A 23,430-nucleotide genomic window follows, 5' to 3' on the forward strand; every position below is an offset into this window, starting at 1 on the left:
ATCAAGCGGTGGCCGCGCCATGTCCCGACGACACGCCGCACGACCAGCACCGACACCAGACACCACCGGCGCACAGGTTAAAGCTCAAGCTCAGAGCCCGACGGAGTTCGCGCCGTGCTCGGCCTGCGCACGGGTGAAGCCCTCGAACTCCAGCTGGTCGATGAGCCCCCCGCGGGAGAACGAGGTGAAGTCCAGGTAGCTCTTCGCGGACTTCGCGGCCTGCTCGTTCCAGTCCACGGTCACGTTGTCGACGGCGTACGTAGCGTCGGCGGTGGAGTAGTCCTCGAACTCCAGCTGGTCGATCAGCCCCTGGCGGGAGAAGGCGCTGAAGTCGAGGTAGCTCTCGGCCGACCGGATGGCGTTCTGCCGGCTCACCGACAAGGTGGGTGCGGCCGGCTCTGCCGCGGCGAACGTCTCCGGGGCGGACGCCACGCTGCTCGGTGCGGGCGCCTCGACCACCGGCGGGACGACGACCGGTGTGGACGGGGCGACGGCGGGCGCAGAGGACGGAGCCGCTGCCGCCGTGGGCTCCGTGGGCCCGTCGTCGGTGCCCGACACGGCGACGACGACGATCAGCGCTGCGGCGCCGCCGACGATGAACGGCCACTTCCGCCGTCGTATCGGAGCCGGGGGCTGCGGCGGCTGCGGCGCCGGGTAGGCGTAGGTCGGGGCCCACTGCTGCGGGATCTGACCGTGCATCGGGTACTGGTCGGACGGGATGTCCTGGGAGGGACCCTGCGGGGCCTGCGGAGTTGTCACAGCGCTTGTGTCGCAGGAAAGGACGGAGTGTTGCAATCCGCCGCACCCGATCATCAGTTCTGTGGAGGCCCTGCGCCGCACGGGATCACCGGAGGCGCCCGGTTCGTGCGTACCCTGGCCGGGTCGAAGGAGCGGCCCGTTGCAGAGCAGTGAACTCGCCGAGCTCGCCGGCGTCACCGTGCGCACGCTGCGGCACTACCACCAGATCGGCCTGCTGGCCGAGCCGCCACGCTCGTCGGGCGGCTACCGGCACTACGACGTCGGCCATCTCGTCCGGCTGCTGCGGATCGGCAGGCTGACCGCGCTCGGCGTCCCGCTGTCGCAGGTGCCGGCGGTGCTGGACGATCCGGCGGCCGCGCAGCGGCTGCTCGACGAGCTCGACCGAGAGGCCACCGCCGAGATCGAGCGTCTGACGGCCCGGCGCGACAGCATCGCCGTGCTGCGCCGTACCGGCGCCCCGCCCGATCTCCCGCCGGAGCTGGCGGCGCTGCGGACCGCGCCGGAGGAGCTGCAGGCCGGCATGGCGCGCTACGAGCACGAGCAGCTGCTACTGCTCGGGCACCTGCTCGACGAGTCCGGGCACGCCGATCTCGTCGCCCTGCTCAGCGGCGGCGCGGCGACCGCCCCGCTCACCGCGCGCTTCTACGCGCTCGACTCCGACACCCCCGAGGACGTCGTCGCCGCGCTGGTCGACGACCTGACCGCCCAGCTGAAAACGGTGGCGACCCGGATCGACGGCCTGTCCGGACTGGACGGACGGGCATCGGCGCTACTGGACGAGCTGAGCGGACACAACCTGCGGCCGATACAGCACCGCGTCCTGCGCCTGGTCGAGCAGCGTCTGGCGATCTCGTGAGCACTGTGATGTGAATCACTGTCGCCGGGCTTGAGTCCGACGCTACGTCCGGGTCTGGACTCGTGGACATGGCCACCACACCACAGATCACCGCACCGATCACCCCGCTGATCACGGTCGAGGAGTTCTTCGCCCCGCCCGCGCGCAGCAACGCCCAGATCTCGCCGGACGGCACGAAGGTCGCCTACCTCGCCCCCTGGCGGGACCGGCTGAACATCTTCGTCCGCGACCTGGACGGCGACTGGCCCGAGACCCCCGCGATGGACGACCCGGCGTCGCGCCGCGTCACCGCCGACGACCACCGCAGCATCGAGACGTTCCTCTGGTCGGCCGACTCGCGGTTCCTGCTGTTCCTCCAGGACGACGACGGCGACGAGAACGTCCACCTGCACCGGGTCGACCTGGCTCACCCCGAGCGGCCCGCTGCCGACCTCACCCCGATCGACGGCGTGCGCGTGACCCGCACCCAGCTCACCCGGGATCCCGGAACGGTGATCGTCGAGCTCAACGGGCGCAGCCCCGAGCTGATCGACCTGCACGAGCTCGACCTCGACAGCGGCCGGCTGAGTCTGCTCGCCGCCAACCCCGGCGACGTCATCGGCTGGGTGTACACGCCGACCGGACGCATCCTCACCTTCGGCATCACCGAGGACGGCACGCACCTGCTGTCCGACTGGAACGCCGGTGAACCCCGCCTGATCAGCCGGTTCTCCGGTCTCGATCATCCCTTCGGCGTCTCCCCCTTCGTACCGACCCCCGACGGGACGGGACTGTGGATCGGGTCGGCGCGCGGCTCGGACCGCACCCGTCTGGTCCGGGTCGACCTCGACACCGGGGAACAGATCGGGGTCGACAGCCACCCGGTGTTCGATCTCGACACACCGCGGCCCGAGGCCGATCCTCGCTTCCCGTCCTCGCTGATCGTGCACCCCGGCGACGGAGAACTGCTCGGCGCGCGGTACCTCGGTGCCCGCCAGGAGATCCACGCCCTCGACCCGCGCTTCGCCGAGGTCCTCCCCCGGCTGGCCGAACTGTCCGACGGCGACCTCGCCCACGTCTCCTGCGACACCACCGGCGTGCGCTGGGTCGTCGACTTCACCCACGACCGCGACCACCGGGCCACCTGGTTCTACGACCACACCACCGGAACCGCGCGTCGGCTGTTCCGTCCCTACCCGCACCTCGACCCCGCCCACCTGGCGCCGGTCACCCCGGTCACGATCACCGCCCGCGACGGCATCGACCTGCCGTGCCACCTCACGCTGCCGGTCGGGACCGAGCACCGTGACCTGCCGACCGTCGTGCTGCTGCACGGGGGGCCCTGGTATCGCGACAGCTGGACCTACGACCCGGAGGTGCAGCTGCTGGCCAACCGCGGCTATGCCGTGCTGCAGGTCAACTTCCGCGGTTCCACCGGCTACGGCAAGGCCCACATGCAGGCCGCGATCGGACAGTTCGCCGGCCGCATGCACGACGACGTCATCGACGCCCTGGACTGGGCCATCGACCAGGGCTACACCGACCGCGACCGGGTCGCGATCTACGGGTCCTCCTACGGCGGCTACGCCGCGCTGGTCGGTGCCTCGTTCACCCCGGACCGGTTCGCCGCCGCGATCAGCTACACCGGCATGTCCGACCTGGTCGATCTCAGTGACCGGATCATCCCGTTCGCCCGCAAGATGCTGGTGAACAGCTACGTCCGGTACTTCGGCGACCCGAGCGACCCGGCCCAGAAGGCCGACATGCTCGCCCGGTCCCCGATCACCCGGGTCGACGACATCACCGCACCGGTGCTGCTCGTGCACGGCGCGAACGACCTGCGGGTGCACCGCAGCAACTCCGACCGGGTCGTCGAGGCACTACGGGCCCGCGGCGCCGAGGTCGAGTACCTGCTCAACGAGCGCGAGGGCCACTGGTTCGTCAACCCGGACAGCAACATCGAGCTGTACCACACGCTGGAGCGGTTCCTGGCCCGTCACCTGGGCGGACGCACCGGGGGCGAGGTCTGACCATGCTGGCCTACCTGCTGCTCGCCGGGGCGATCGTGCTCGAGGTGATGGCGACGATCAACCTGCGGCTGTCCGAGGGATTCACCCGGCTCGTCCCGTCGGTCCTGGTGGTGATCGGCTACCTGGGCGCCTTTGGCCTGCTGTCCCAGGTGCTCAAGGCCGGGGTGCCGGTCGGGGTCGCCTACGGGATCTGGGCCGCCGCCGGCGTCGCGCTCGTCGCGATCATCGGTGCGGTCTTCCTCGGTGACACGCTCACCCCCGTCCAGTTCGGCGGAATCGGACTGGTCATCGCCGGGGTGCTGGCTCTGGAGCTGGGTGCCGCGCACTGACCGGGGTGGACCGCGCGGCCCCGTCCTGCTCTGATCTCGGGTGTGACGACGACCGCGGCCGGCCCGGCGTGAGCCCGCTGTCCGCCCGGCTCGCCGCGATCGTCGACGCCCTGCCGCTGCGGCCGGGTGTGCGGGTGCTCGAGATCGGCGGCGGCCCCGGGGCCGCCGCCCGGGCCGTCGCCGGACGGATCGGCGACGGCCACGTCCTCATGATCGACCGTTCCGCGCGCAGCGTCGCCCTCGCCCGCCGCAACGCCGCCGCCGAGATCGGCGCCGGGCTGATGAGCGTCCGGCAGGTCGCCGTCGAGGACCTGCTGCCCGCCGACGGCGAGGACCCGTTCGACCTGGCGTTCGCCGTCCGGGTCGGCGCCCTCGACGGCCGGCACCCGGCGGTCGGGCGGATCGCGCTGGACCGGATCGCGGCGGTCCTGACGCCGCACGGACGGCTGTTCGTCGACGGCGGCGCACCGCTGCGCGAGCTGCGGCTGCCCCCGATCGGCTGACCCGCCGTACTTGACCGTGCCGCAGCGGCATGCTGTCCGATGGTCCTGACGAACCGATGATCGGAGCACAGCATGAGCGTGACCGGACGCCCCACGGACCAGCGGCCGGCGCTGATCGACGTCGAGGCGCTCTTCGCGGACCCGGAGTTCTCGTCCCCGTCGATCTCCCCGGACGGCACCCGCGTCGCCTACCTCGCCCCGGCCCTCGGCCGGCGCAACGTCTGGGTGCGCGGCATCGACCAGGACCACTCCGAGGCCGTCCTCGTCACCCACGACGACCGGCGCGGCATCTCCACCTACCACTGGACCGACGACCCGCGCTGGCTGCTCTACCTGCAGGACACCGACGGCAACGAGGACTGGCACCTCTACCGGGTCGACCTGGACCGGCCGGACGAGCCGGCCGTCGACCTGACCCCGCTGGAGCCCGGCTCCCGGGTGTTCGCCGTCGACCCGGAGACGACGGTGCCCGGCACCGTGATCGCCTGGATGAACCCGCGGCCGCTGTTCGTCGACGTCTTCCGGATCGAGCTGGACACCGGGGCGACCACCCCGCTGGTGGAGCGGACCGACCCGGCCGACATGTTCTTCGTCGACCGGACCGGCCGCGCCACCTGGCACGTGGCGCGGGCGACCGACGGCACCTACGAGATCTCGGCCGCCGATCCGGGCACCGGCGAGCGGCGGATCCTGCACCGGGCCGGCGGCCCTGAGCACCCGGTGGGGCTGTTCCTCTCCCCACTCCCGGACGGCACCGGCGCCCTGCTCGCCGACTACCACGGGTCCGACGACCTGCGGCTGCTGCGGCTCGACCGGGACACCGGCGAGCTGACCGTGGTGGCCGCCGTCGACGGGCACAGCCTGGACACCCTCAGCTCGATCTCCGAGACCATGCCCCCGACCGTGTTCGCCGACCGGCGCACCGGGGAGATCATCGCCGCCCGCTTCACCGGCGACCGGCCGCGGATCGTGCCGCTCGACCCGCACTTCGCGCAGGTCCAGGCCGCGCTGGAGAAGCTGTCCGACGGCGTGCTGGAGACCGTGTCGTCCGACCTGGACGGGCTGCGCTGGGTCGCCACCTTCGCCGGCGACCGGGAGCCGGGGACGAGCTGGTTCTACGACCACACCACCGGTGACGCCCGGCTGCTGTTCCAGTACCGGCCGGTCGACCCGGCCGATCTCGCGCCGACCACCCCGGTGAGCTTCCCGGCCCGCGACGGCCTCCCGCTGCACGGGTTCCTGACCCTGCCGGTCGGCGTCGAGCCGTCGAACCTGCCGCTGGTGCTGCTCGTGCACGGCGGGCCGTGGATGCACGACACCTGGGTGTTCAACCGGACCGTGCAGTTCCTGGCGAACCGCGGCTACGCCGCGCTGCAGGTGAACTTCCGCGGCTCCACCGGCTACGGCCGCCGACACATCACGGCGGCGATCGGCGAGTTCGCCCGGGCGATGCACGACGACCTGATCGACGCCGTCGACTGGGCCGTCGCGCAGGGCTACGCCGACCCGGCCCGGCTCGGGATCGCCGGCGGCTCGTACGGCGGGTACGCCGCACTCGTCGGGGTCACGGTCACCCCGGACACGTTCGCCGCCGCCGTCGACTACGTCGGCATCTCCGATCTGGCGAACTTCCTCGCGACGCTGCCGCCGTTCGTCCGGGCGAACATGACCAACAACTGGATCGCCTACGTCGGCGACCCGGACGACCCGGAGCAGCTGGCCGAGATGCGCCGCCGCTCGCCGATCACCATGGTCGACCGGATCCGCACGCCGCTGCTGGTCGCGCAGGGCGCCAACGACGTCCGGGTGGTGCAGGCCGAGTCGGACAACATCGTCGCGCCGCTGCGCGAGCGCGGGGTGCCGGTCGAGTACATCGTCGCCGACGACGAGGGGCACGGCTTCCAGAACCCGGAGAACCAGGTGCTGCTGCACCGGGCGACCGAGCGGCACCTCGCCGAGCACCTCGGGGGGCGCCGCGCGGAGTAGCCGCCGGTGTGGGATGGAACGATCACCCCATGAGTGATCACCCGGCACGCACCTCGGCCGCCCTCGACGCCGCCGTCGGGGCGGCCCGCGGGCTCGGGCTCGCGGTGACCGACGCCGCCGTGCTGCACGATCTGTTCTCGGTGGTCGTGCACCTCGCCCCGGCACCCGTGGTGGCCCGGATCCCGGTCGTCCTCCCGCACTCGACGACGCCGGAGATCCTGGCCGGCCGGCAGCGGGCCGAGCTGGATGTGGCCGGGTGGCTCGCGGAGCGCGGCACGCCGGTGATCCCGCCGAGCCCGCTGGTGCCGCGCGAGCCGGTGCGGCGCGGCGGGTTCTCGATGACGTTCTGGCAGTTCACCGAGGAGGACCGGGCCGCGGAGCCCGACTACGCGGCGAACGCCGAGCGCGTCGCCGACCTGCATGCGGCCCTGCACGGGTACCCGGGGCCGCTGCCGTTCCTGACCTCCGACGAGCCGCGGCACGTACCGGACGCCCTCGACCAGCTCGCCGCGCGCGGAGACCTGCTCACCCCCGACGACGTGCTGCGCGCCCGCCGGGAATGGCAGGAGCTGGAGCCGCTGGTGCACTCCCGGGCCGCGTTCGAGCGGACGTTCCCGGGGGTCGAGGTCCGCCCGGTGCACGGCGACTCGCCGCCCGCGAACATCTTCGCCGGGACCGACGGACCGCTGTTCGCCGACTTCGAGCTGGTCACCACGGGCCCGGTCGAGTGGGACCTGGCGACCCTGGGCCCGGATCTGCGGTCGGCCTACGAGCGTGGCGCCCGGCGGGCCGGCCTGCGCCCGCTGGACGACGACGTCGTGGCCTTCGTCGACGCCGTCGGGACGCTGCGCGCGATCGCCGCCCTCGCGCTCACCCCGCAGCTGCCGGTGCTGGCCGACTACCTGGTCCCGGTGCTCGAGCAGTGGCGGGCGGCCGGCTAGACCTTCACGGTGGCGATCTGGATCAGGTTGCCGCAGGTGTCGTCGAGCACGGCGGTGACCACCGGCCCGAGGTCGGTCGCGTCCTGGGTGAACTGCACTCCGAGGCCCTTGAGCCGCTCCACCTCGGCGTACACGTCGTCGACGGCGAACTGGGTGGCCGGGATCCCGTCGGCGACCAGGGCCTCCTTGTACGGGCGCACCGCGGGATGCCCGTCCGGCTCCAGCAGCAGCTCGACGCCGCCCGGGTCGGCCGGGGAGGCAACGGTGAGCCAGCGGTACTCCCCCGCTGGCAGGTCGGCCTTCTTCACGAAGCCGAGCGTGTCGGTGTAGAACGCGAGCGCCTTGGCCTGGTCGTCGACGAAGACGCTGGTGACGACGATGCGGATCATGGATCCGGTTCCTCTCGGTCGATGGGCCACCGTTCGACGATCGTGCGCAGTGGGCCCGTGTCGATGTGGTGGAACTTGTACCGGCCCTGCCGGCGGGTGTGCACGAGCCCGGCCTGCTCGAGCACCGCGAGGTGCTGCGAGACCGCCTGCCGGGACGACGTGAGGCCGTGCTTCATGGTCAGCCGTCCACAGATCTCGAACAGCGTCTGACCGTCCCTCTCCGTCAGCTCGTCCAGGATGGTCCGGCGGGTCGGGTCGCCGATCGCCCGGAACAGGTCCGCCTCCACGGTGCACCTTTATAGGCAAGTCACGGCTTGCATGTCAATGCCACGACCGGCCGCTCGTGCGGGAGAGCGGGATCCCGCGGACACCCCGGACGCCACTGCGGGATGAGGTCGTGCTCGTGCGCGACGAGCGCCGCCTGCACCCGGTTCCGCACGCCGCGCCGGCCCAACACCGCGCTGACGTGCACCTTCACCGTGCCCCTCGACGACGTGCAGCTCCCTCACCGCCGGACGGGCCCCGGCGGATCCGACGATCGGCCACCCCGACGATCGTCAGGCGGCCGGCTCCCGGTGCCGTGGGCAGGGCGCCCCCGGCCGGTCGCCGACGACGACCCGGGCGGCCGCCAGCACCCGCACCACCACCGGCGGACGGCCGGGCCCCAGCCGCAGGTGCCGCCCTTCCCGGTCGGCGTGCCGGCAGCCGGTGAGCACGGCCGCGACGCCGGCGGCCGCCAGGTGGTCGACCCCGGACAGGTCGAGCTCCACGCAGCAGCACCGGTCGAGCCAGCGGATCAGGAACTCGGCGAACGGGGGCGCGGTGGCCGCGTCGAGCCCGCCCCGGCACCGGACCACGACCGACCCGTCGGCGCGGCACTCGGCGGTCGCCCGCAGCGGATCGATCGCGAGCTCCTCGGCCAGCGCGGTCCCGCCGGTCATCGCAGCACGTCGTCGATCACGACGGTCAGCTCCGTGGTGGACAGCCCGGTCAGCGCACCCACCCGGTCGGCAACGGTCCGCCGGACCCGCTCGGCCAGCGCGTGCAGGTCCTGCCCGTAGTCGGCGGCGAGCACGATCTCGATCGCCGTACTGGCCCCGGCGACGCCCGCGACGACGCCGTCGCCGGTGCCGTTCGCATCGAGGGTCCGGCTCAGCGCGACCCGGACCCCGGGCACCGACTGCGCGGACCGGCGGGCGGTCACCACGATCACCCGCGCGGCGATCCGGGTGACGCCGTCCGGGCCGGCCAGCACCGCGTGATCGGGCTCGGACAGCACGCCGCGGATCTGGCGCAGGATCCGGTCGATCCGGCCCTGCGGGGCGGCGACCGGCTGGGCGGCGAGCTCGCGCACCGGCGACCACAGCCGCCCGTACTCGCCCAGCGCCGCCTGGCAGTGCACGCAGCCCTGCTGGTGCCCGTCGCGCCGGTCCGCCCGACCGGCCGCGACCTGATCGAGCAGCTCGTCCACCGAACGCCCGCAGGCCAGCCGGTCGCCCGTCCCGGCGACCTCGTCGTGGCTGGTCATGCCCACTCCCGCAGGGTGTCGAGGAGCCGTCGTCGCGCCCGGTACAACCGTCCGCGGACCGTCGCCTCGGACACGTTCAGGATGGCTGCCACCTCCTGGTACGTCATCTGCTCGATGTCGACGAGCACCACCGGGGCGCGCAGCTCGGCCGGGAGCGCGGTGACCGCGGCGAGCGCCGCGCGGGCGTGCCCCTTCGCCTCCACCTGCAGGTCCGCGCCCGGCGAGACGCCCACGTCCGGATCGTCCAGCGACTCGTACCGGGGACGTCTGTTGATCAGGTTGATGCAGCGGTTCACCACCACCCGGTACAGCCAGGTGGTGAACAGGCTGTCCCCGGCGAAGCCGGTCAGCGCCGTCCACAGCGAGACGACGACGTCCTGCGCGACGTCCTCGGCGTCGTGCGGATTCCCCACCATCCGCAGCGCGATCCGGTAGATCCGGTCCCGGTGCCTGCGCACCAGCTCCTCGTAGGCATCGACGTCGCCGCCCCTGACCTTCCCGATGAGCCAGTCGTCGGCGGCCGCGTCGAGCCGGTCGTTCTCCCCCACCCGCGGCACCTCGGAGCCCCCTCGTTCGAACGCCCGGCCGGGCCCGCCCCCGGGTGGGCCCGGCCGGTCCGAGGCCCGTGAGACCCCCCGGGTGGCTCACGGGGCGTCGGTCCCCTTCCTCGGCATCAGTGGGACACACGCATTCGCGGATCCTCACGGTCCCGGTTCGGTGATGTGCATCACAGTTCTGCGCGACCGTGAATGCTGTTGCCGCGATGGGCGCCGTCCTGCTGTGCTGCCCGGCATGACCCGCGTCCTGACCCTGCCCGCCGACGGCCCCGTGATCGCCTCCGAGGCCGACGCGATCGACGTCCTCGGCGACGCGTTCGGGCAGCAGGCCGAGCTCGTCGAGATCCCGGTGCAGCGGCTCGCCCCGGAGTTCTTCCGGCTGCGCAGCGGACTCGCCGGCGCGATCACCCAGAAGTTCGCGCAGTACGGCGTCCGGCTCAGCGTGGTCGGCGACATCTCCCGGTGGACCGCGGAGCCCGGCCCGGTCGCCGACTGGGTCCGCGAGGCCAACGAGGGCGCGGGCACGCTTCGGTTCACCGGATGACGGTGCTGGACCGGCGGGCGCTGAACCGGGCGACGCTCGCCCGCCAGCACCTGCTCGCCCGGCACGCCCCGGACCCCGGCGGCGGCTCCGGCGTCGCCGGGACCGTTGCGCACCTCGGCGGCCTGCAGGCCCAGGAGCCCCGCGAGCCCTACACCGGCCTGTGGTCCCGGATCGGGGACTTCGATCCGCGCCCCGCCTCGGCCGCGCTGCACGACCGGACACTGGTGCGCACCGTGCTGATCCGCCGGACCGTGCACCTGGTGACGGCCGCCGACTGCCTCGCCTTCCGCGGCCTGTGCCAGCCGATGATCACCCAGCGGACCTGGGGCGCCCGTCGCGCCGAGCTGCCCGGCGTGGACCCGGCCGCGCTCGCCGACGCGGTGCGGCCGCTGTTCGCCGAGACCCCGCGCACCGGCGCGGAGGTCGCCCGGCTGGTCTCCGACCGGTTCCCGGGAGCGGGCCGGGCCGCGCTGGCCGACGCCGCGGTCTCGGTCGTCCCGCTGGTCCAGGTCCCGCCGCGGGGCACCTGGGACGGCGCCGGCCCGGCCCGGCTCACGACCGTCGGCAGCTGGCTGGGCAGCGACCCCGATCCGGAACCGGACGCCGGCCCGCTGGTGCTGCGCTACCTGCGCGCGTTCGGCCCGGCAACGAGCGCCGACCTGCGCGCCTGGTGCGGGCTGACCGGGCTGCCCGCCGTCGTCGAACGGCTGCGGCCGCGATTGCGGACCTTCCGCGACGAGCGCGGCCGCGAGCTGCTCGACGTCGACGACGCACCCCTGCCCGACCCGGACACCCCGGCGCCGCCGCGGTTCCTGCCCGCCTTCGACAACGCCGTGCTCGGGTTCGACGACCGCAGCCGGATCATCGACGACGCGCACCGCGGTCTGAGCGTCACCGGCGCCCGGTTCGTGCTGGTCGACGGCCGGGTCGCCGGCACCTGGACGACGTCGGGCGACGACCTCCCGGTGCACCCGCTGCGGCCGTTCACCCGGGCCGAGGCCGGTGCCGTCGCCGAGGAGGCGGAACGGCTGCGCGGGTTCCTGACCGGCGGACCGGACTGATCGGGCCGGTCAGTCCACCGGGCGCCACGGCCGCGGCGGCAGCGTCGGCATGCCGCTCGGCGAGCACTGCCCACCGCGCTCCCCGGCCAGCCGGAACACCAGCCAGCCGGACAGCGCCGCCAGGATCGACCCGGTCAGGATGCCGATCTTCGCCTCGGCGATCAGCAGCTCGTCGTCGAGTGCCAGCTCGGTGACGAACAGCGCCACCGTGAACCCGATCCCGGACAGCGCGGACCCGCCCAGCAGCTGGCCCCAGCGCAGCGTGTCCGGCACCCGGCCCAGGCCGGTGCGCAGCACGATCCAGGTGCCCGCCGCGACGCCGATCGGCTTGCCGACCACGAGCCCGAGCACGATGCCCCAGGTCAGCAGGGAGGTCGCGGCCGCGGACAGGGTCTGCGCGTTCAGCAGCACGCCGGCGTTGGCGAGCACGAACAGCGGCACGATCACGTAGCTGCTCCACGGCTGGATCCGCTGCTGCAGCCGCTCGTTCGGGGAGACCGCGGTGACCGCGGTGACCTGCGCCGCCCTGGCCCGCTCCGGGGTCGGGTCGAGCAGGAAGTTCTTTCCCGCCCCGATCGCGGCCGCCATGTCCTGCCGGCGCGGCGCGTAGGCGTTCACCAGCAGGCCGAGCGCCACCCCGACGACGCTCGGGTGCACCCCGGAGCGCAGCACCGCCAGCCAGGTCAGGATGCCGATCACGGCGTAGAACGGGGTCCGCCAGAACCGAACGTGCCGCAGGCCCAGCAGCCCGGCCAGCAGCACCACCGCGATCAGCAGCGTCACCAGGTCGACCTCGTCGGTGTAGAACAGCGCGATCGCCGCGACCGCACCGATGTCGTCGACGATCGCCAGCGCCAGCAGGAAGACCCGAAGCTGGTCCGGGCAGCGCGGGCCGAGCAGCGCCAGCACCCCCAGCATCACGGCGGTGTCGGTGGAGATCGCGATGCCCCACGCCCCGGCCGCCTCCCCACCGGCGTTGAGCGAGAGGAACACCAGCGCCGGGACGACGAGCCCGCCGACCGCGGCGGCCGCCGGTGCGGCGATCGCCCGCATCCCCCGCAGCTCGCCGAGCGTCGTCTCGCGGGCGATCTCCAGGCCCACCGACAGGAAGAACAGCACCATCAGGCCGTCGTTCACCCAGTGCCGCAGGTCCAGTGCCAGCTCGCCACCGCCGAGCCGGATCGCCAGCTCGGTGTGCCAGAAGTCCTCGTAACCGGCGCCGACGTTCGCCCAGACCAGCGCGGTGACCGCCGCGACGACCAGCAGCACCGCCGATCCGGACTCGGTGCCGAGGAAGCGCCGGGCGGCGTCGGAGAGATCGCCGCGCTCGACCAGGGTGGTGACCGCCATGCGACGATCCTGCCGTTGCGCAGTGCACGCTGTCTGCAGGAGGTGTCCCATCAACCCGCTCGATCCACCGGTCGGCCCGTACGACCACACCCTGGGACCGCCGACGGCGGAGTTCACGCTGGTCGAGTACGGCGACTACGAGTGCCCCTACTGCCGCGCGGCGGTGCCGGTGATCGGGCAGGTCCGGGAACGGCTGGGCGACCGGCTCCGGTTCGCGTTCCGGCACTTCCCGCTGCACGAACTGCACCCGCACGCGCTCGCCGCGGCGCTGGCCGCCGAGATGGCCGCGCTGGAGGGCCGGTTCTGGGAGATGCACGACGCGATGTTCGCCCCCGGCCCGCCCCGGTTGAGCCAGGACGACCTGGCCCGGCACGCCGAGACCGCCGGGGTGCCGCCGGAGCGGGTGCTCTGGCCGGCCACCCGCAAGGTCGAGGACCGGGTGGAGGCCGGGTTCAACGCGGCGGTGCGGAGCGGGGTGCGCGGCACGCCGACGCTGTTCGTGAACGGGTACCAGTACCACGGGGACGTCACCGTCGAGGCCCTGACCGCGGCGCTGGAGCAGGAGCCGGTCAGCTCGTGACGGCCCCCGGCCCGACCAGCAGCACCGGGCACTGCGCGTGCTGGATCAGCGACAGCCCGGTCGACCCCAGCAGCAGCCCGGTGAACCCGCCGCGCCCCCGGGTCGCGACGACCACCAGCGAGGCGTCGGCGCTGCGCGCGGCCAGCGCACGGCTCGGCTCGGAGCGCTCGATCACCCGCTCGACGGCGACATCCGGGTAGCGCTCCGACCAGCCGGCGAGCCGCTCGGCGAGCGCCCGCTCCTCGTCGTCGCGCAGTCGGTCGAAGGCCCCGGCCGCGCGCAAGGCCGGGGACCGGCCGTCGTGCCAGGCGTAGAGCGCGACCAGCCCCGCACCGTGCGCCGACGCCATCGCGAAGGCGTGCTCCAGCGCGGCGTCGGACAGCGGGCCCCCGTCCACCCCGACCAGCACCGGTGCGCCGTGCCGGGCCGACCCGCGGACCACCACCACCGGGCACCCTGCGTGCGAGGCGACCGCCAGGACGACCGAGCCGAGCGCGGTACCGATCCGGCCGCGGCCGGACGAGCCGAGCACCACCAGCGACGCCGTCCCGGACGCCTCGCGCAGCACCGACGACGGCGCCTCCGCGTCCTCCCGGGTCTCGACCGCGACGCCCGGCGCGGCCTGCGCCGCGACGTCCCGGGCCGCGTCGAGGACCGCGCGGGCCTCGTCGCGCATGGCGGCCTCGACGTCGTCGAGCAGGGGTGCGACGGAGGCGTCGGCGTAGAGCCCGGCGACGTCGAACGCGTGGACCAGCTCCAGCCCGGCCCGCCGGTGCGCGGCCTCCGCCGCCGCCCACCGGACCGCGCCGAGCGCCGCGTCCGATCCGTCCACCCCGACGACGATCGCACCCATCACCACCACCCCGTTCCCGGCCGGTTCCGATCTCCGGCCTCCACAGTGCTCCCCCGGACCGCACCCCGCATCCCGGGCCCGCGCGGGCGGTATCGACAGGCCCGCGCGGGCCGTGCCCGGCACCCACGATCCGTCCGAAGATCGCTACGGTGGCGGCCGCCACTGGTGACAGGGAGGTCCCATGCACGCACCGAGCGTTCTCGTCGTCGGCGCCGGCTTCGGCGGAATCGCCGCGGCGATCGAGCTGCGCGCCCACGGCATCCGGGACGTGACCGTCGTCGACGCCGCCCCCGGCATCGGCGGCACCTGGCTGCACAACACCTACCCGGGTGCCGCCTGCGACGTCCCGAGCCACCTGTACTCGTACTCGTTCGCCCAGCGCACCGACTGGTCGCGGCTCTGCTCACCGCAACCGGAGATCCTGGCCTACCTGCAGGACGTGGCCCGCGAGTTCGGCGTCGCCGACCTGGTCGAGACCGGCGTCCGGATCGTCTCCGCCGACCGGCCCCGCGCGGACGGCCCGTGGACCGCCACCGCCGAGGACGGCCGCACCTGGACCGCGGACGTCCTGATCGTGGCGACCGGCCAGCTCAACCGCCCGGTCGTGCCGGACATCCCCGGCCTCGACACGTTCGCCGGGCACACCTTCCACTCGGCCCGCTGGGACCACGACCACGACCTGCGCGGCCGCCGGGTCGCGGTGATCGGCACCGGGGCGAGCGCGGTCCAGTTCGTGCCCGCGATCGCACCGCAGGTCGGGCAGCTGAGTGTCTTCCAGCGGACCGGGAACTGGTTCCTGCCGCGCCGGAACCGGGCCTTCCCGGCGTGGTGGCGGGCCGCGATCCGGCGGGTCCCCGGCCTGCAACGCCGGCGCCGCCGGTTCATCACCGAGTACTGCGAGTCGATCACCCTGATGATCCGGCACCCGGCCACCTGGGGCCGGGTCGGACAGCTCTACTCGACCCTGTTCATGCGGACCCAGCTGCGCGATCCGGAGCTGCGGCGCAAGGTCTGGCCGGACTACACCTTCGGCTGCAAGCGGGTGCTGTTCAGCTCGCACTGGCTGCCCGCCCTGCAGCGGGACAACGTGTCGCTGGAGACCGAGAAGGTCACCGCGATCGTGCCGGAGGGGGTGCGCACCGCCGACGGGCGGACGCACGAGGTGGACACGATCATCTGGGGCACCGGGTTCGCGGCCACCGACTTCATGTTCCCGATGGCGGTCACCGGCCCCGGCGGGCGCTCGCTGGCCGACGAGTGGTCCGGCGGCGCGCACGCCTACCTGGGGATGACGGTGCCCGGGTTCCCGTCGATGTTCGTCCTCTACGGACCGAACACCAACACCTCCGGCGGGTCGATCATCCGTTACCTGGAGCACCAGGTCCGCTACGTCCGAGAGACCCTGCAGGAGGCGCAGCGGCGCGGGAGCAGCGCGGTGGAGGTGCGCTCCGACGTCGAACGCGCCTACGACGCCGAGCTGCAGGCCCGGTTCACCGGCACCGCCTGGACCCGCTGCGACTCCTGGTACCGCGACGACACCGGCCGGATCGTCACCAACTGGCCCGGCTACATGCGCGAGTACGACGACCGCACCCGCCGCGTGGACCCCACCGACTACGTCTTCCACGCGCCGTCGCGACCGGCCTGATCCACGGTTCGACGCCGTCCGCCCCGCATCCCGTGGCGGCGGGATACGGGGCGGAGGCTTGCCGGCGTGTTCAGCCGGCGGGTCTCAGCAGCTCGTCGGGTTGTCCCGGTTCTGGGCGGCGCCTCCCCCGAGAATCCCGAGCACGTTGCCCACCGCGGCGTTGATGCCGGGGCAGACGTCGACGTTGTTGAGGACGTTGACGTCGTCGAGGTTCACCAGACCGAACTGGTCGCCCCGGGTGTTGCCGACGTCCTGGACGAACGAGTCGCCGTCGTCGTCGGTGGCCGGAGCCGCCGACGCGAGCGGGCTGAAGGCGACCAGCGCCGCGACGACGGCGATCCCGGTGACCGCGAGCTTCCTGCGCATGTCTCTCTCCCCGATCGTGTGTCCGGTGGGTCGGACGTGCCGCACGAGTGCCGTGCGCACTGCCGGGACTTCTGTGCGTCGCGGCAAGCGGACGGTAGGCAGGCGGTCACCGGCGGGGATACGGCAACGACCCGGACGGGTGACCCGGTGACGACCGGTGCCGGAACGGAGGTGTGAAGCGGCGCGGACGGGTTCCCGCACGACGACGGACACGGACCGTTCCCGAGCGACCGGCCACCGTCGCACCGGGTGACGACACACCGGGCCGGACGTTCCGCAGCGCACCACCCACCGGAGTGATTCCGTGACGGCGTGTCGCAGACTCCGGCGTGTCGGCACTTGATCCTCACGCGACGTGAGGCCGCATCGTCGATCCTGCCGTCACGAGGTGACGGCCCGACAGGAGGGGTACGGGTGAGGGTGGGTGAGCTCGCCGGCGCGACCGGGCTGACGGTGCGCACGCTGCACCACTGGGAGGAGCGCGGGCTGGTCGTGCCGTCAGCGCGCACGCCGTCGGGCCACCGGGTCTACGACGACGCAGACGTGCGCCGCGTCTACCAGGTGGTCGCCCTGCGCGAGCTGGGACTGCCGCTGGACACCATCGGGGACCTGCTGGCCTCCGGGGCGTTCGGCGCCGTGCTCGCCGCGCACCTGGAGCAGGTCGACGCCCGGCTGGTCGCGCTGCAGTCGCTGCGCGGCACGCTCGCCGGTGTCGTCGAGCGGTTGCGGGACACGCCGGACCCGGCCCCGTCGGACGTACTGAGGATGATCGACGAGGTGAGCAGGGTGAACGACACGTTCGCGCAGTACTTCACGCCCGAGCAGGTCGCCGGGTTGCAGGCCCGGCGGGCCGAGGGCGAGGCGACGGCCGCACAGTGGCCGGAGCTGATCGCGGCCGTCCGGGCCGAGATGGACGCCGGTACCGACCCGTCCCACCCGCGGGTGCGGGCGCTGGCGGCCCGGTGGGCGGAGCTGCTCGCGCAGTTCCACCGCGGGGACCCCGAGCTGCGGGCGCGGCTCGACCGGATGCGCACGGAGAACCCCGCCGAGGTGAGCGCGGCGGGCGGGCCGGACCAGGCGATGATCGACTGGATCGGACGGGTGCCGCGCGGCTGAGCGGTGCGGCCGGGATCGGCGGCGCCTACCGTCGGTCCCGGCCGCCCACCCGCCAGGAGACCGCCGATGACGCCGCGCTTCCCACCACCCCTGCCCACCCCCGGCGCGACCCCGCTCGCGGTCCGGCTGCGGTCGCTGGCCGCGCAGGCCCCGGACGCCCCGCTCGTCTCGGACGGCGACACCGTGCTCACCCGGGCCGGGTTCGACGCGCGCACCAACCGGCTCGCCCGCGCGTTCGCCGACCGCGGCGTGGCCCACGGCGACCTGGTGTCGATCGCGCTCCCGAACACCGTGCACCACCTGGAGTGCTCGGTCGCGGCGTGGAAGCTCGGCGCGGTCCCGCAGCCGCTCTCGGCGCGGCTGCCCGCCGCCGAGCGGGACGCCGTGCTCGCGGTCGCGCGGCCCGCACTCGTCGTCGACGCCGGGCCTGCCGACCTCACCGGCTTCGACGACGGCCCGCTGCCCGACGTGGTCGGACCGTCCTGGAAGGCGCCCACCTCCGGCGGCAGCACCGGGCGGCCCAAGCTGATCGTCGCCGGGCAGGCCGCCTGTGTGGAGCAGGTGCTGGCCCGGGTCGACGGGCTGCGCATCGACCGCGACGGCGTCCTGCTCTGCACCGCGCCGCTGCACCACAACGCGCCGTACATGTTCTCGCTGATGGCGCTGCTGCAGGGCCATCACGTCGTGCTGATGCAGCGGTTCGACGCGGCCCGCGCGCTGTCCCTGGTCGGGGAGCACGGCGTCACCTGGCTCTACGTCGTCCCGACGATGATGGGGCGGATGCTGCGGCTGCCCGCCGCGGACTGGGCGGCGGCCGACCTGGGCTCGCTGCGCACCGTGCTGCACGTCGGCGCACCGTGCCCGCCGCAGGTCAAGCGCGGCTGGCTGGAGCAGGTCCCGCCGGAGACGGTGCTGGAGATCTACGCAGGCACCGAGTCACAGGCGGGCACCGCGATCGACGGCCGGGAGTGGCTGGCCCGTCCCGGCTCGGTCGGGCGGGTCGTCCGGGGCCGGATCACGGTGCGCGACGACGACTTCCGCGAGCTCCCGCCCGGCCGCACCGGGGAGATCTGGATGCGCCCCGACGGCCCGCCGACCTACCACTACCTGGGCGCCGCGGCCCGGGAGCGGGAGGGCTGGGAGTCGCTCGGCGACATGGGCTCCTTCGACGCCGACGGCTACCTGTACCTCGCCGACCGGCGGGCCGACATGATCCTGGTCGGCGGCGCGAACGTGTACCCGGCCGAGGTCGAGGCGGCGCTGCTGGCGCATCCGGAGGTGCGCGACGCCGTCGTCGTCGGGCTCCCGGACGACGACTACGGCCGGATCGTGCACGCCGTCGTGCAGGCGGACCGGACGGCCGGTCTCGCCGACCGGCTGCGTACGCACATGGCCGCGCTGCTCGGCCCACCGAAGCTCCCGCGCAGCTACGAGTTCGTCGACCGGCCGCTGCGCGACGACGCCGGCAAGGTCCGCCGCTCCGCGTTCGCCCCGGCCGGGCACAGGAGAGAGGATCGTGCGATGACCGATCTCCTGGGCCGGCTGCGTGACATGCAGGTGTCCTCGCTGTGCGACGCCGACAAGTCGTTCCCGGTGGTGGATCCGGCCATCCGGTCGCTGGTTCCCGGCGTCACGATGGTCGGCCCCGCCGTCACCGTCTCCTGCGTCGACGACCACCTGCCGATGTTCGCCGCGCTGCGCGCCGCCGCGCCCGGATCGGTGCTGGTGGTCGCCGGGGCCGGCGGCACCCGCGCGGTGGCGGGCGAGCTGTTCGCGAACGAGGCGAAGCGCCGCGGGCTGGCCGGGATCGTCGTCGACGGCCTGGTCCGCGACCTGCGCGGGCTGCGGTCGATCGGGTTCCCGGTGTTCGCCCGGGGCACCTGCCCGGCGTCGGGCAGCACCCGCGACCCGGGCACCGTCGACGAGCCGGTGTCGTTCGGCGGCATCGTGGTGGTGCCCGGCGACATCGTCTGCGGCGACGACGACGGGCTGCTCATCGCCGCCCCGGACCGGCTGGCCGCGGTGATCGACACCGCGGAGGGCATCGAGGCCGCGGAGCGCGCACTGGTCTCGGCCATGCGCAACGGGCACGACCTGCACTCGCTGACCACCGTCGACGACCACGTGGCCGCGCTGGGACGCGGCGAGGACAGCGCGCTGGGCTTCCGGGTTTGACCGGGCCCGGTCAGGCCGCGGACTCCCAGGTCCACTCCGGCACCATCGGGTCCGTGCAGTCCGGGCACGGCACCGCGACCCCGGCGGTCTCCGCTGCGGGCAGTTCGGCCTCGGTGCCGCAACCGGGGCACCGGCACCAGGACACCTCGTTTCCGTACATGCGTTCGAGGGTGAACCACAACCGTGTGATTCGCAAGCGCACGCGCCGGGTCAGACGTCGTCGACCAGGTCGGCGACCGACGGGACCACCCGCGACGGGCGGAACGGGAAGCGGTCGATCTCCGACTCCCGGGTGATCCCGGTGAGCACCAGCACCGTGCGCATCCCGGCCTCCAGCCCGGCCAGGATGTCGGTGTCCATCCGGTCGCCGATCATCACCGTGGACTCGGAGTGCGCGCCCAGCCGGTTCAGCGCCGCCCGCATCATCAGCGGGTTCGGCTTGCCGACGAAGTAGGGATCCACCCCGGTCGCCTTGGAGATCATCGCCGCCACCGAGCCGGTCGCTGGCAGGATGCCCTCCGGCGACGGCCCGGTCGCGTCCGGGTTGGTGGCGACGAACCGGGAGCCCTTCTCGACAAGCCGCATCGCCGTCGCGATCGAGGAGAAGCTGTAGGTGCGGGTCTCCCCCAGCACGACGTAGTCCGGATTGCGGTCGGTGATGACGTAGCCGACGTCGTGCAGCGCGGTGGTCAGCCCGGCCTCGCCGATCACGTAGGCACTGCCCTGCGGGCGCTGCTCGGACAGGAACGCCGCCGTCGCCAGCGCCGAGGTCCAGATCGACGCCTCGGGCACGTCCAGTCCGGTCGCCTGCAACCGGTACCGCAGGTCACGCGGGGTGTGAATGCTGTTGTTGGTCAGGACGAGGAACGGGACGCCCTTCTCCCGCAGCCGGGACAGCAGCGTGTCCGCGCCCGGGACGATGCTGCCCTCGCGGACGAGGACACCGTCCATGTCGGTCATCCAGCACTCGATCGGCTTCTGCTCCACCACGGGCCGGACCCTAACCGTGTGCCGGCTGGCACGTCGGGCACCAGAACAGGTTCCGCGCGGCGTGCTCGGCGTGTCGCACCGGCGTCCCGCAGACCAGGCAGGGCAGGCCGGCCCGGCGGTAGACGTAGACCTCGCCGCCGTGCCGGTCGCGCCGGCCGGGCTCGCCCCGGCGGCGCGGGTCGTGCTCGGGGGCGACGGTGTCGATCCGCCCGGTCCGCACGCCGTCGCGCATCAGCGCAACCAGGTCCGGCCACATCGCGTCCCAGGTCTCCCGGCCCAGCGACCGGCCGGGCAGCAGCGGATCGAGGCCGTGCCGGAACAGCAGCTCGGCCCGGTACACGTTCCCGACCCCGGCGATCACGGCCTGGTCCATCAGCAGCGTCGCCAGCGGGCTGCGCGAGCGCGAGATCCGCTCCCACACCCGTTCCGGATCGGCGTCGCGGCGCAGCGGATCGGGCCCGAGCCGGACCCGCAGCGCCCGCACCTCGGCCGCGGTGAGCAGCTCGCAGGCGGTCGGGCCGCGCAGGTCGGCGTAGTGCGTCTCGCCGACCAGCCGCATCCGCAGCTGCCCGACCGGCTCCGGCGCCGGCAGCTCGTGCTCGACGAACGTCCCGTACAGCCCGAGATGGACGTGCACGACACGCCCGGCGCCGTACCGGTGGAACAGGTGCTTGCCGTGCGCCTCGGCGCCGGTCATCACCTCGCCGTCGAGCAGCGCGGCGGACGCCGCGAACCGGCCCTGCGGGCTGGACACCGCGACCGGCCGCTTCACGAACAGCCTGCGGTGCAGCCGCGCGAGGCGGTGCAGCGTGTGCCCCTCCGGCACTAGCTCGGGAGCTCGATCTCGCCGGTGCGCTCGTAGTCGAGCATCTGGTCGATCCGCCGCTGGTGCCGCTCGTCGCCGGAGAACGGGGTGGCGAGGAAGGCGTCGACGATCGCGACGACCTCGGCGAACGGGTGCTGGCGGGCGCCGACGCCGATCACCTGGGCGTCGTTGTGCTCCCGGGCCAGCGTCGCGGTGGCCTCGTTCCAGGCCAGCGCGGCCCGGATGCCCTGCACCTTGTTCGCGGCGATCTGCTCGCCGTTGCCGGACCCGCCCAGCACGATCCCGAGCGAGCCCGGGTCCCCGACGACCCGGCGGGCCGTCTCGATGCACCAGGCGGGGTAGTCGTCGAGGGCGTCGTACGTCGGGGCCCCGACGTCGACCGCCTCGTGGCCCTGTCCGGTCAGGTGCTCGACGAGCTTGCCCTTGACCTCGAAACCGGCGTGGTCACTGCCCAGGTAGACGCGCACGAGGCAGGATCATCCCCCATGCGTGTCGGCGGGGTGGACGGGGTCCCTGGGGGCTGGGCGGTCTGCGTGCTCTCCGGCACCGGCCGGGCACGGCGGGTGAGCTGGTCGGTGCTGCCGGACGCGGCCGCGGTGCTGGAGACGACCGCCGGCTGCGACGCCGTCGGCATCGACATCCCGCTGGCGCTCCCGGCCGGTGGCGAGCGGCGGCCGGCCGAGGTCGCGGCGGCCGCCCGGCTGGGTACCGCCCGCTCCTCGCTGTTCCCCACCCCGCCGGAGCAGGTGCTGGCGGCCCGGACCTACGCCGACGCCTGCGCCGCCGCGCAGCGGATCACCGGCCGGAAGATCAGTGTGCAGACCTGGAACATCGTGCCGAAGATCCGCGAGTTCCAGCGGGTGGAGCTGCCGGGATCGGTGGTGGAGGCGCATCCGGAGCTGTCGTTCCGCACGATGGCCCCGGAGGTCGGCTTCGGCTCCAAGAAGACCGCCCGCGGCGCCGGGCAGCGGATCGCCGCGCTCGCCGGGTGGGTCGATCCGGCCCGGCTGCTCGGCGGCCTGCCCGGTGCCGCCCGGCTCGACGACGTGCTGGATGCGCTGGCCTGCGCCTGGACCGCCGAACGGGTCGTCCGCGGCACCGCGGAGCACCTGGGCACCCCGCCGCACGACACGATCGCGGTCTGACCCGATCACCGGGGCAGGATGGGCGGTGTGGACGGGAGCTGGACCGAACTCGCCGACGGCGTCCTCGCCCGCAGGCACGCCGAGCTGGACCTGACCACCGGGCTCGTCCTGGGCACCGACCGGGCGCTGGTGATCGACACCCGGGGCGACGACGTGCAGGGCGCCGAGCTGGCCGCCGCCGTCCGGGAGCTGACCGCCCTGCCGGTGCTGGTGGCGATCAGCCACGCGCACTTCGACCACTGCTTCGGGACGTCGGCGTTCCCCGGCTCGCCGGTCCACGCGCAGGCGGGCTGCGCCGCGGCGATCGCGGTGACCGCGGCCGCCCAGCGGGCGCAGTGGGTCCGGCACTACCGCGACGCCGGGGACACCGGCACCGCCGACGCGCTGGCCGGCACCGTGCCGGTGCTCCCGGACCGGCCGGTCTGCCCGCGCCCGGGCAGCACGCACACCCTCGACCTGGGCGGGCGCCGGGTGGAGCTGCTGCATCCCGGACCCGCGCACACCGGGCACGATCTGGCCGTGCACGTCCCGGACGCCGCCGTGCTGTTCGCCGGTGACCTGCTGGAGAACGGCAACCCGCCCGCGGTCGGCCCGGACGCCTACCCGGGCCGCTGGGCCGGCGCCCTGGCCACGCTGCTCACCCGGGGCGCGCGGCGGTACGTCCCCGGGCACGGCGACCCGATGACGCCGGGCGAGGCGGCCCGCCAGCAGGCGGACCTGGCCCGGCTCGCGCGGGCCTCACCCTGACCGGCCCCGGTCGTGCAGCGGTTCCGTCCGGTGCAGGTAGGTGTGCCCGGTCGGGGTGGTGGTTCGGGTGCCCTCGACGGTCGGCTCGACCCACCACCCGGGCTGCTCGCGCAGCTGGTTGTGCAGCTCGCAGACCGCGCGACCGTTGTCGAAACCGGTCGGGCCACCATCG

General features: G+C 73.9%; 27 protein-coding genes and 1 pseudogene. 14 read left to right on the top strand and 14 right to left on the bottom strand.

What is annotated here, in order from left to right; translation table 11 throughout:
* Positions 1–90 precede the first annotated feature (90 nt).
* Positions 91–759, bottom strand: a complete 669-nt coding sequence (locus ABZ881_RS29975; RefSeq protein ID WP_358489260.1) for an Ltp family lipoprotein — start codon at positions 757–759, stop codon at positions 91–93.
* A gap of 139 nt (positions 760–898) precedes the next feature.
* Here ABZ881_RS29975 and ABZ881_RS29980 point away from each other — a divergent pair, with 139 nt between their 5' ends.
* The 6 genes from ABZ881_RS29980 to ABZ881_RS30005 all read left to right on the top strand — a co-directional run bounded on the left by ABZ881_RS29980 (position 899) and on the right by ABZ881_RS30005 (position 7,383).
* Positions 899–1,615, top strand: coding sequence for a MerR family transcriptional regulator (locus ABZ881_RS29980; RefSeq protein WP_358489262.1), 717 nt, complete (start codon positions 899–901; stop codon positions 1,613–1,615).
* Positions 1,616–1,683: 68 nt separating this feature from the next.
* The gene (locus ABZ881_RS29985; RefSeq protein ID WP_358489264.1) at positions 1,684–3,624 is read left to right on the top strand and encodes a S9 family peptidase; all 1,941 of its coding nucleotides are present in this window, start codon (positions 1,684–1,686) and stop codon (positions 3,622–3,624) included.
* A 5-nt stretch (positions 3,625–3,629) separates the two neighbouring features.
* Positions 3,630–3,953, top strand: coding sequence for a multidrug efflux SMR transporter (locus tag ABZ881_RS29990; RefSeq protein WP_358489297.1), 324 nt, complete (start codon positions 3,630–3,632; stop codon positions 3,951–3,953).
* A 68-nt stretch (positions 3,954–4,021) separates the two neighbouring features.
* Positions 4,022–4,456, top strand: coding sequence for a methyltransferase domain-containing protein (locus ABZ881_RS29995; protein WP_358489266.1), 435 nt, complete (start codon positions 4,022–4,024; stop codon positions 4,454–4,456).
* 72 nt (positions 4,457–4,528) lie between these two features.
* Positions 4,529–6,442 (top strand): S9 family peptidase, encoded by a 1,914-nt coding sequence (locus ABZ881_RS30000; RefSeq protein ID WP_358489268.1) that lies wholly within the window; start codon positions 4,529–4,531, stop codon positions 6,440–6,442.
* Positions 6,443–6,471: 29 nt separating this feature from the next.
* The gene (locus ABZ881_RS30005) at positions 6,472–7,383 is read left to right on the top strand and encodes a phosphotransferase (protein ID WP_358489270.1); all 912 of its coding nucleotides are present in this window, start codon (positions 6,472–6,474) and stop codon (positions 7,381–7,383) included.
* Here ABZ881_RS30005 and ABZ881_RS30010 read toward each other — a convergent pair.
* The 5 genes from ABZ881_RS30010 to ABZ881_RS30030 all read right to left on the bottom strand — a co-directional run bounded on the left by ABZ881_RS30010 (position 7,380) and on the right by ABZ881_RS30030 (position 9,848).
* Entirely contained in the window at positions 7,380–7,772 is a 393-nt protein-coding gene (locus ABZ881_RS30010; protein WP_358489271.1) for a VOC family protein, read from the bottom strand. The genes ABZ881_RS30005 and ABZ881_RS30010 overlap by 4 nt on opposite strands.
* On the bottom strand, positions 7,769–8,059 hold the full coding sequence (locus tag ABZ881_RS30015) for a metalloregulator ArsR/SmtB family transcription factor (protein WP_358489273.1): 291 nt from the start codon (positions 8,057–8,059) through the stop codon (positions 7,769–7,771). Before ABZ881_RS30015 ends, ABZ881_RS30010 begins: the two co-directional genes overlap by 4 nt.
* Positions 8,060–8,329: 270 nt before the next feature.
* The gene (locus ABZ881_RS30020; RefSeq protein ID WP_344019640.1) at positions 8,330–8,713 is read right to left on the bottom strand and encodes an STAS domain-containing protein; all 384 of its coding nucleotides are present in this window, start codon (positions 8,711–8,713) and stop codon (positions 8,330–8,332) included.
* Positions 8,710–9,300: an Asp23/Gls24 family envelope stress response protein gene (locus ABZ881_RS30025; protein WP_358489275.1), complete on the bottom strand. Its 591-nt coding sequence runs from the start codon at positions 9,298–9,300 to the stop codon at positions 8,710–8,712. Before ABZ881_RS30025 ends, ABZ881_RS30020 begins: the two co-directional genes overlap by 4 nt.
* Positions 9,297–9,848: an RNA polymerase sigma factor gene (locus ABZ881_RS30030; RefSeq protein WP_344019644.1), complete on the bottom strand. Its 552-nt coding sequence runs from the start codon at positions 9,846–9,848 to the stop codon at positions 9,297–9,299. The genes ABZ881_RS30025 and ABZ881_RS30030 overlap by 4 nt, the downstream gene beginning before the upstream one ends.
* Before the next feature lie 244 nt (positions 9,849–10,092).
* On the opposite strand from ABZ881_RS30030, the gene ABZ881_RS30035 reads away from it, so the two are divergent.
* Positions 10,093–10,401 carry a DUF4180 domain-containing protein gene (locus tag ABZ881_RS30035; RefSeq protein ID WP_358489277.1) on the top strand — a complete coding sequence of 103 codons (309 nt, stop codon included), beginning with the start codon at positions 10,093–10,095 and terminating at the stop codon, positions 10,399–10,401.
* Positions 10,398–11,462 carry a winged helix DNA-binding domain-containing protein gene (locus tag ABZ881_RS30040; protein WP_358489279.1) on the top strand — a complete coding sequence of 355 codons (1,065 nt, stop codon included), beginning with the start codon at positions 10,398–10,400 and terminating at the stop codon, positions 11,460–11,462. The genes ABZ881_RS30035 and ABZ881_RS30040 overlap by 4 nt, the downstream gene beginning before the upstream one ends.
* Positions 11,463–11,471: 9 nt before the next feature.
* On the opposite strand, the gene nhaA is transcribed toward ABZ881_RS30040, so the two are convergent.
* Positions 11,472–12,812: a Na+/H+ antiporter NhaA gene (gene nhaA, locus ABZ881_RS30045; RefSeq protein WP_358489280.1), complete on the bottom strand. Its 1,341-nt coding sequence runs from the start codon at positions 12,810–12,812 to the stop codon at positions 11,472–11,474.
* 22 nt (positions 12,813–12,834) lie between these two features.
* On the opposite strand from nhaA, the gene ABZ881_RS30050 reads away from it, so the two are divergent.
* Positions 12,835–13,392 (top strand): thioredoxin domain-containing protein, encoded by a 558-nt coding sequence (locus ABZ881_RS30050; protein ID WP_358489282.1) that lies wholly within the window; start codon positions 12,835–12,837, stop codon positions 13,390–13,392.
* Here the strand turns inward: ABZ881_RS30050 and ABZ881_RS30055 are convergent.
* Positions 13,382–14,245, bottom strand: coding sequence for a universal stress protein (locus ABZ881_RS30055; protein ID WP_358489284.1), 864 nt, complete (start codon positions 14,243–14,245; stop codon positions 13,382–13,384). The genes ABZ881_RS30050 and ABZ881_RS30055 overlap by 11 nt on opposite strands.
* 181 nt (positions 14,246–14,426) lie before the next feature.
* Here ABZ881_RS30055 and ABZ881_RS30060 point away from each other — a divergent pair, with 181 nt between their 5' ends.
* The gene (locus ABZ881_RS30060; RefSeq protein WP_358489285.1) at positions 14,427–15,893 is read left to right on the top strand and encodes an NAD(P)/FAD-dependent oxidoreductase; all 1,467 of its coding nucleotides are present in this window, start codon (positions 14,427–14,429) and stop codon (positions 15,891–15,893) included.
* 84 nt (positions 15,894–15,977) lie between these two features.
* On the opposite strand, the gene ABZ881_RS30065 is transcribed toward ABZ881_RS30060, so the two are convergent.
* The gene (locus ABZ881_RS30065; protein WP_358489287.1) at positions 15,978–16,259 is read right to left on the bottom strand and encodes a hypothetical protein; all 282 of its coding nucleotides are present in this window, start codon (positions 16,257–16,259) and stop codon (positions 15,978–15,980) included.
* A gap of 414 nt (positions 16,260–16,673) precedes the next feature.
* Between ABZ881_RS30065 and ABZ881_RS30070 the strand changes: the two genes are divergently transcribed.
* Positions 16,674–17,375 (top strand): MerR family transcriptional regulator, encoded by a 702-nt coding sequence (locus ABZ881_RS30070; protein WP_358489289.1) that lies wholly within the window; start codon positions 16,674–16,676, stop codon positions 17,373–17,375.
* Between the two features lie 66 nt (positions 17,376–17,441).
* A complete protein-coding gene (locus ABZ881_RS30075) occupies positions 17,442–19,550 on the top strand; it encodes an AMP-binding protein (RefSeq protein ID WP_358489290.1) in 2,109 nt (702 codons plus the stop codon).
* A gap of 10 nt (positions 19,551–19,560) precedes the next feature.
* Here the strand turns inward: ABZ881_RS30075 and ABZ881_RS30080 are convergent, their stop codons facing one another.
* The 4 genes from ABZ881_RS30080 to ABZ881_RS30095 are packed head-to-tail and all read right to left on the bottom strand — an operon-like array spanning position 19,561 to position 21,833.
* Positions 19,561–19,710: a hypothetical protein gene (locus ABZ881_RS30080; protein ID WP_344019670.1), complete on the bottom strand. Its 150-nt coding sequence runs from the start codon at positions 19,708–19,710 to the stop codon at positions 19,561–19,563.
* Positions 19,711–19,760: 50 nt separating this feature from the next.
* Positions 19,761–20,501 (bottom strand): HAD-IIA family hydrolase, encoded by a 741-nt coding sequence (locus ABZ881_RS30085; RefSeq protein WP_344019842.1) that lies wholly within the window; start codon positions 20,499–20,501, stop codon positions 19,761–19,763.
* Positions 20,502–20,550: 49 nt separating this feature from the next.
* On the bottom strand, positions 20,551–21,366 hold the full coding sequence (locus tag ABZ881_RS30090; RefSeq protein ID WP_358489292.1) for a DNA-formamidopyrimidine glycosylase family protein: 816 nt from the start codon (positions 21,364–21,366) through the stop codon (positions 20,551–20,553).
* Positions 21,366–21,833, bottom strand: a complete 468-nt coding sequence (locus ABZ881_RS30095) for a ribose-5-phosphate isomerase (RefSeq protein WP_344019674.1) — start codon at positions 21,831–21,833, stop codon at positions 21,366–21,368. The genes ABZ881_RS30090 and ABZ881_RS30095 overlap by 1 nt, the downstream gene beginning before the upstream one ends.
* An 18-nt stretch (positions 21,834–21,851) precedes the next feature.
* On the opposite strand from ABZ881_RS30095, the gene ABZ881_RS30100 reads away from it, so the two are divergent.
* Together ABZ881_RS30100 and ABZ881_RS30105 are read left to right on the top strand one after the other, a co-directional pair.
* Positions 21,852–22,511: a DUF429 domain-containing protein gene (locus tag ABZ881_RS30100; RefSeq protein ID WP_358489294.1), complete on the top strand. Its 660-nt coding sequence runs from the start codon at positions 21,852–21,854 to the stop codon at positions 22,509–22,511.
* A gap of 27 nt (positions 22,512–22,538) precedes the next feature.
* The gene (locus ABZ881_RS30105) at positions 22,539–23,258 is read left to right on the top strand and encodes an MBL fold metallo-hydrolase (RefSeq protein WP_358489296.1); all 720 of its coding nucleotides are present in this window, start codon (positions 22,539–22,541) and stop codon (positions 23,256–23,258) included.
* On the opposite strand, the pseudogene ABZ881_RS30110 reads toward ABZ881_RS30105, so the two are convergent.
* A pseudogene (locus ABZ881_RS30110) lies at positions 23,250–23,430 on the bottom strand (hypothetical protein); the annotation flags it as partial. The gene ABZ881_RS30105 and the pseudogene ABZ881_RS30110 sit on opposite strands and share 9 nt — an antisense overlap.

Source organism: Pseudonocardia sp. NPDC046786 (assembly GCF_040645415.1).
Classification (GTDB): domain Bacteria; phylum Actinomycetota; class Actinomycetes; order Mycobacteriales; family Pseudonocardiaceae; genus Pseudonocardia; species Pseudonocardia kongjuensis.

Excerpts from the sequence above, each read along its gene's own strand:
- ABZ881_RS29985 (WP_358489264.1), top strand. The coding sequence starts at position 1,684 with ATGGCCACCACACCACAGATCACCGCACCGATCACCCCGCTGATCACG.
- ABZ881_RS30000 (WP_358489268.1), top strand. The coding sequence starts at position 4,529 with ATGAGCGTGACCGGACGCCCCACGGACCAGCGGCCGGCGCTGATCGAC.
- ABZ881_RS30005 (WP_358489270.1), top strand. The coding sequence starts at position 6,472 with ATGAGTGATCACCCGGCACGCACCTCGGCCGCCCTCGACGCCGCCGTC.
- ABZ881_RS30010 (WP_358489271.1), bottom strand. The coding sequence starts at position 7,772 with ATGATCCGCATCGTCGTCACCAGCGTCTTCGTCGACGACCAGGCCAAG.
- ABZ881_RS30020 (WP_344019640.1), bottom strand. The coding sequence starts at position 8,713 with ATGACCGGCGGGACCGCGCTGGCCGAGGAGCTCGCGATCGATCCGCTG.
- ABZ881_RS30025 (WP_358489275.1), bottom strand. The coding sequence starts at position 9,300 with ATGACCAGCCACGACGAGGTCGCCGGGACGGGCGACCGGCTGGCCTGC.
- ABZ881_RS30035 (WP_358489277.1), top strand. The coding sequence starts at position 10,093 with ATGACCCGCGTCCTGACCCTGCCCGCCGACGGCCCCGTGATCGCCTCC.
- ABZ881_RS30040 (WP_358489279.1), top strand. The coding sequence starts at position 10,398 with ATGACGGTGCTGGACCGGCGGGCGCTGAACCGGGCGACGCTCGCCCGC.
- nhaA (WP_358489280.1), bottom strand. The coding sequence starts at position 12,812 with ATGGCGGTCACCACCCTGGTCGAGCGCGGCGATCTCTCCGACGCCGCC.
- ABZ881_RS30055 (WP_358489284.1), bottom strand. The coding sequence starts at position 14,245 with ATGGGTGCGATCGTCGTCGGGGTGGACGGATCGGACGCGGCGCTCGGC.
- ABZ881_RS30060 (WP_358489285.1), top strand. The coding sequence starts at position 14,427 with ATGCACGCACCGAGCGTTCTCGTCGTCGGCGCCGGCTTCGGCGGAATC.
- ABZ881_RS30065 (WP_358489287.1), bottom strand. The coding sequence starts at position 16,259 with ATGCGCAGGAAGCTCGCGGTCACCGGGATCGCCGTCGTCGCGGCGCTG.
- ABZ881_RS30075 (WP_358489290.1), top strand. The coding sequence starts at position 17,442 with ATGACGCCGCGCTTCCCACCACCCCTGCCCACCCCCGGCGCGACCCCG.
- ABZ881_RS30080 (WP_344019670.1), bottom strand. The coding sequence starts at position 19,710 with ATGTACGGAAACGAGGTGTCCTGGTGCCGGTGCCCCGGTTGCGGCACC.
- ABZ881_RS30085 (WP_344019842.1), bottom strand. The coding sequence starts at position 20,501 with ATGGACGGTGTCCTCGTCCGCGAGGGCAGCATCGTCCCGGGCGCGGAC.
- ABZ881_RS30100 (WP_358489294.1), top strand. The coding sequence starts at position 21,852 with ATGCGTGTCGGCGGGGTGGACGGGGTCCCTGGGGGCTGGGCGGTCTGC.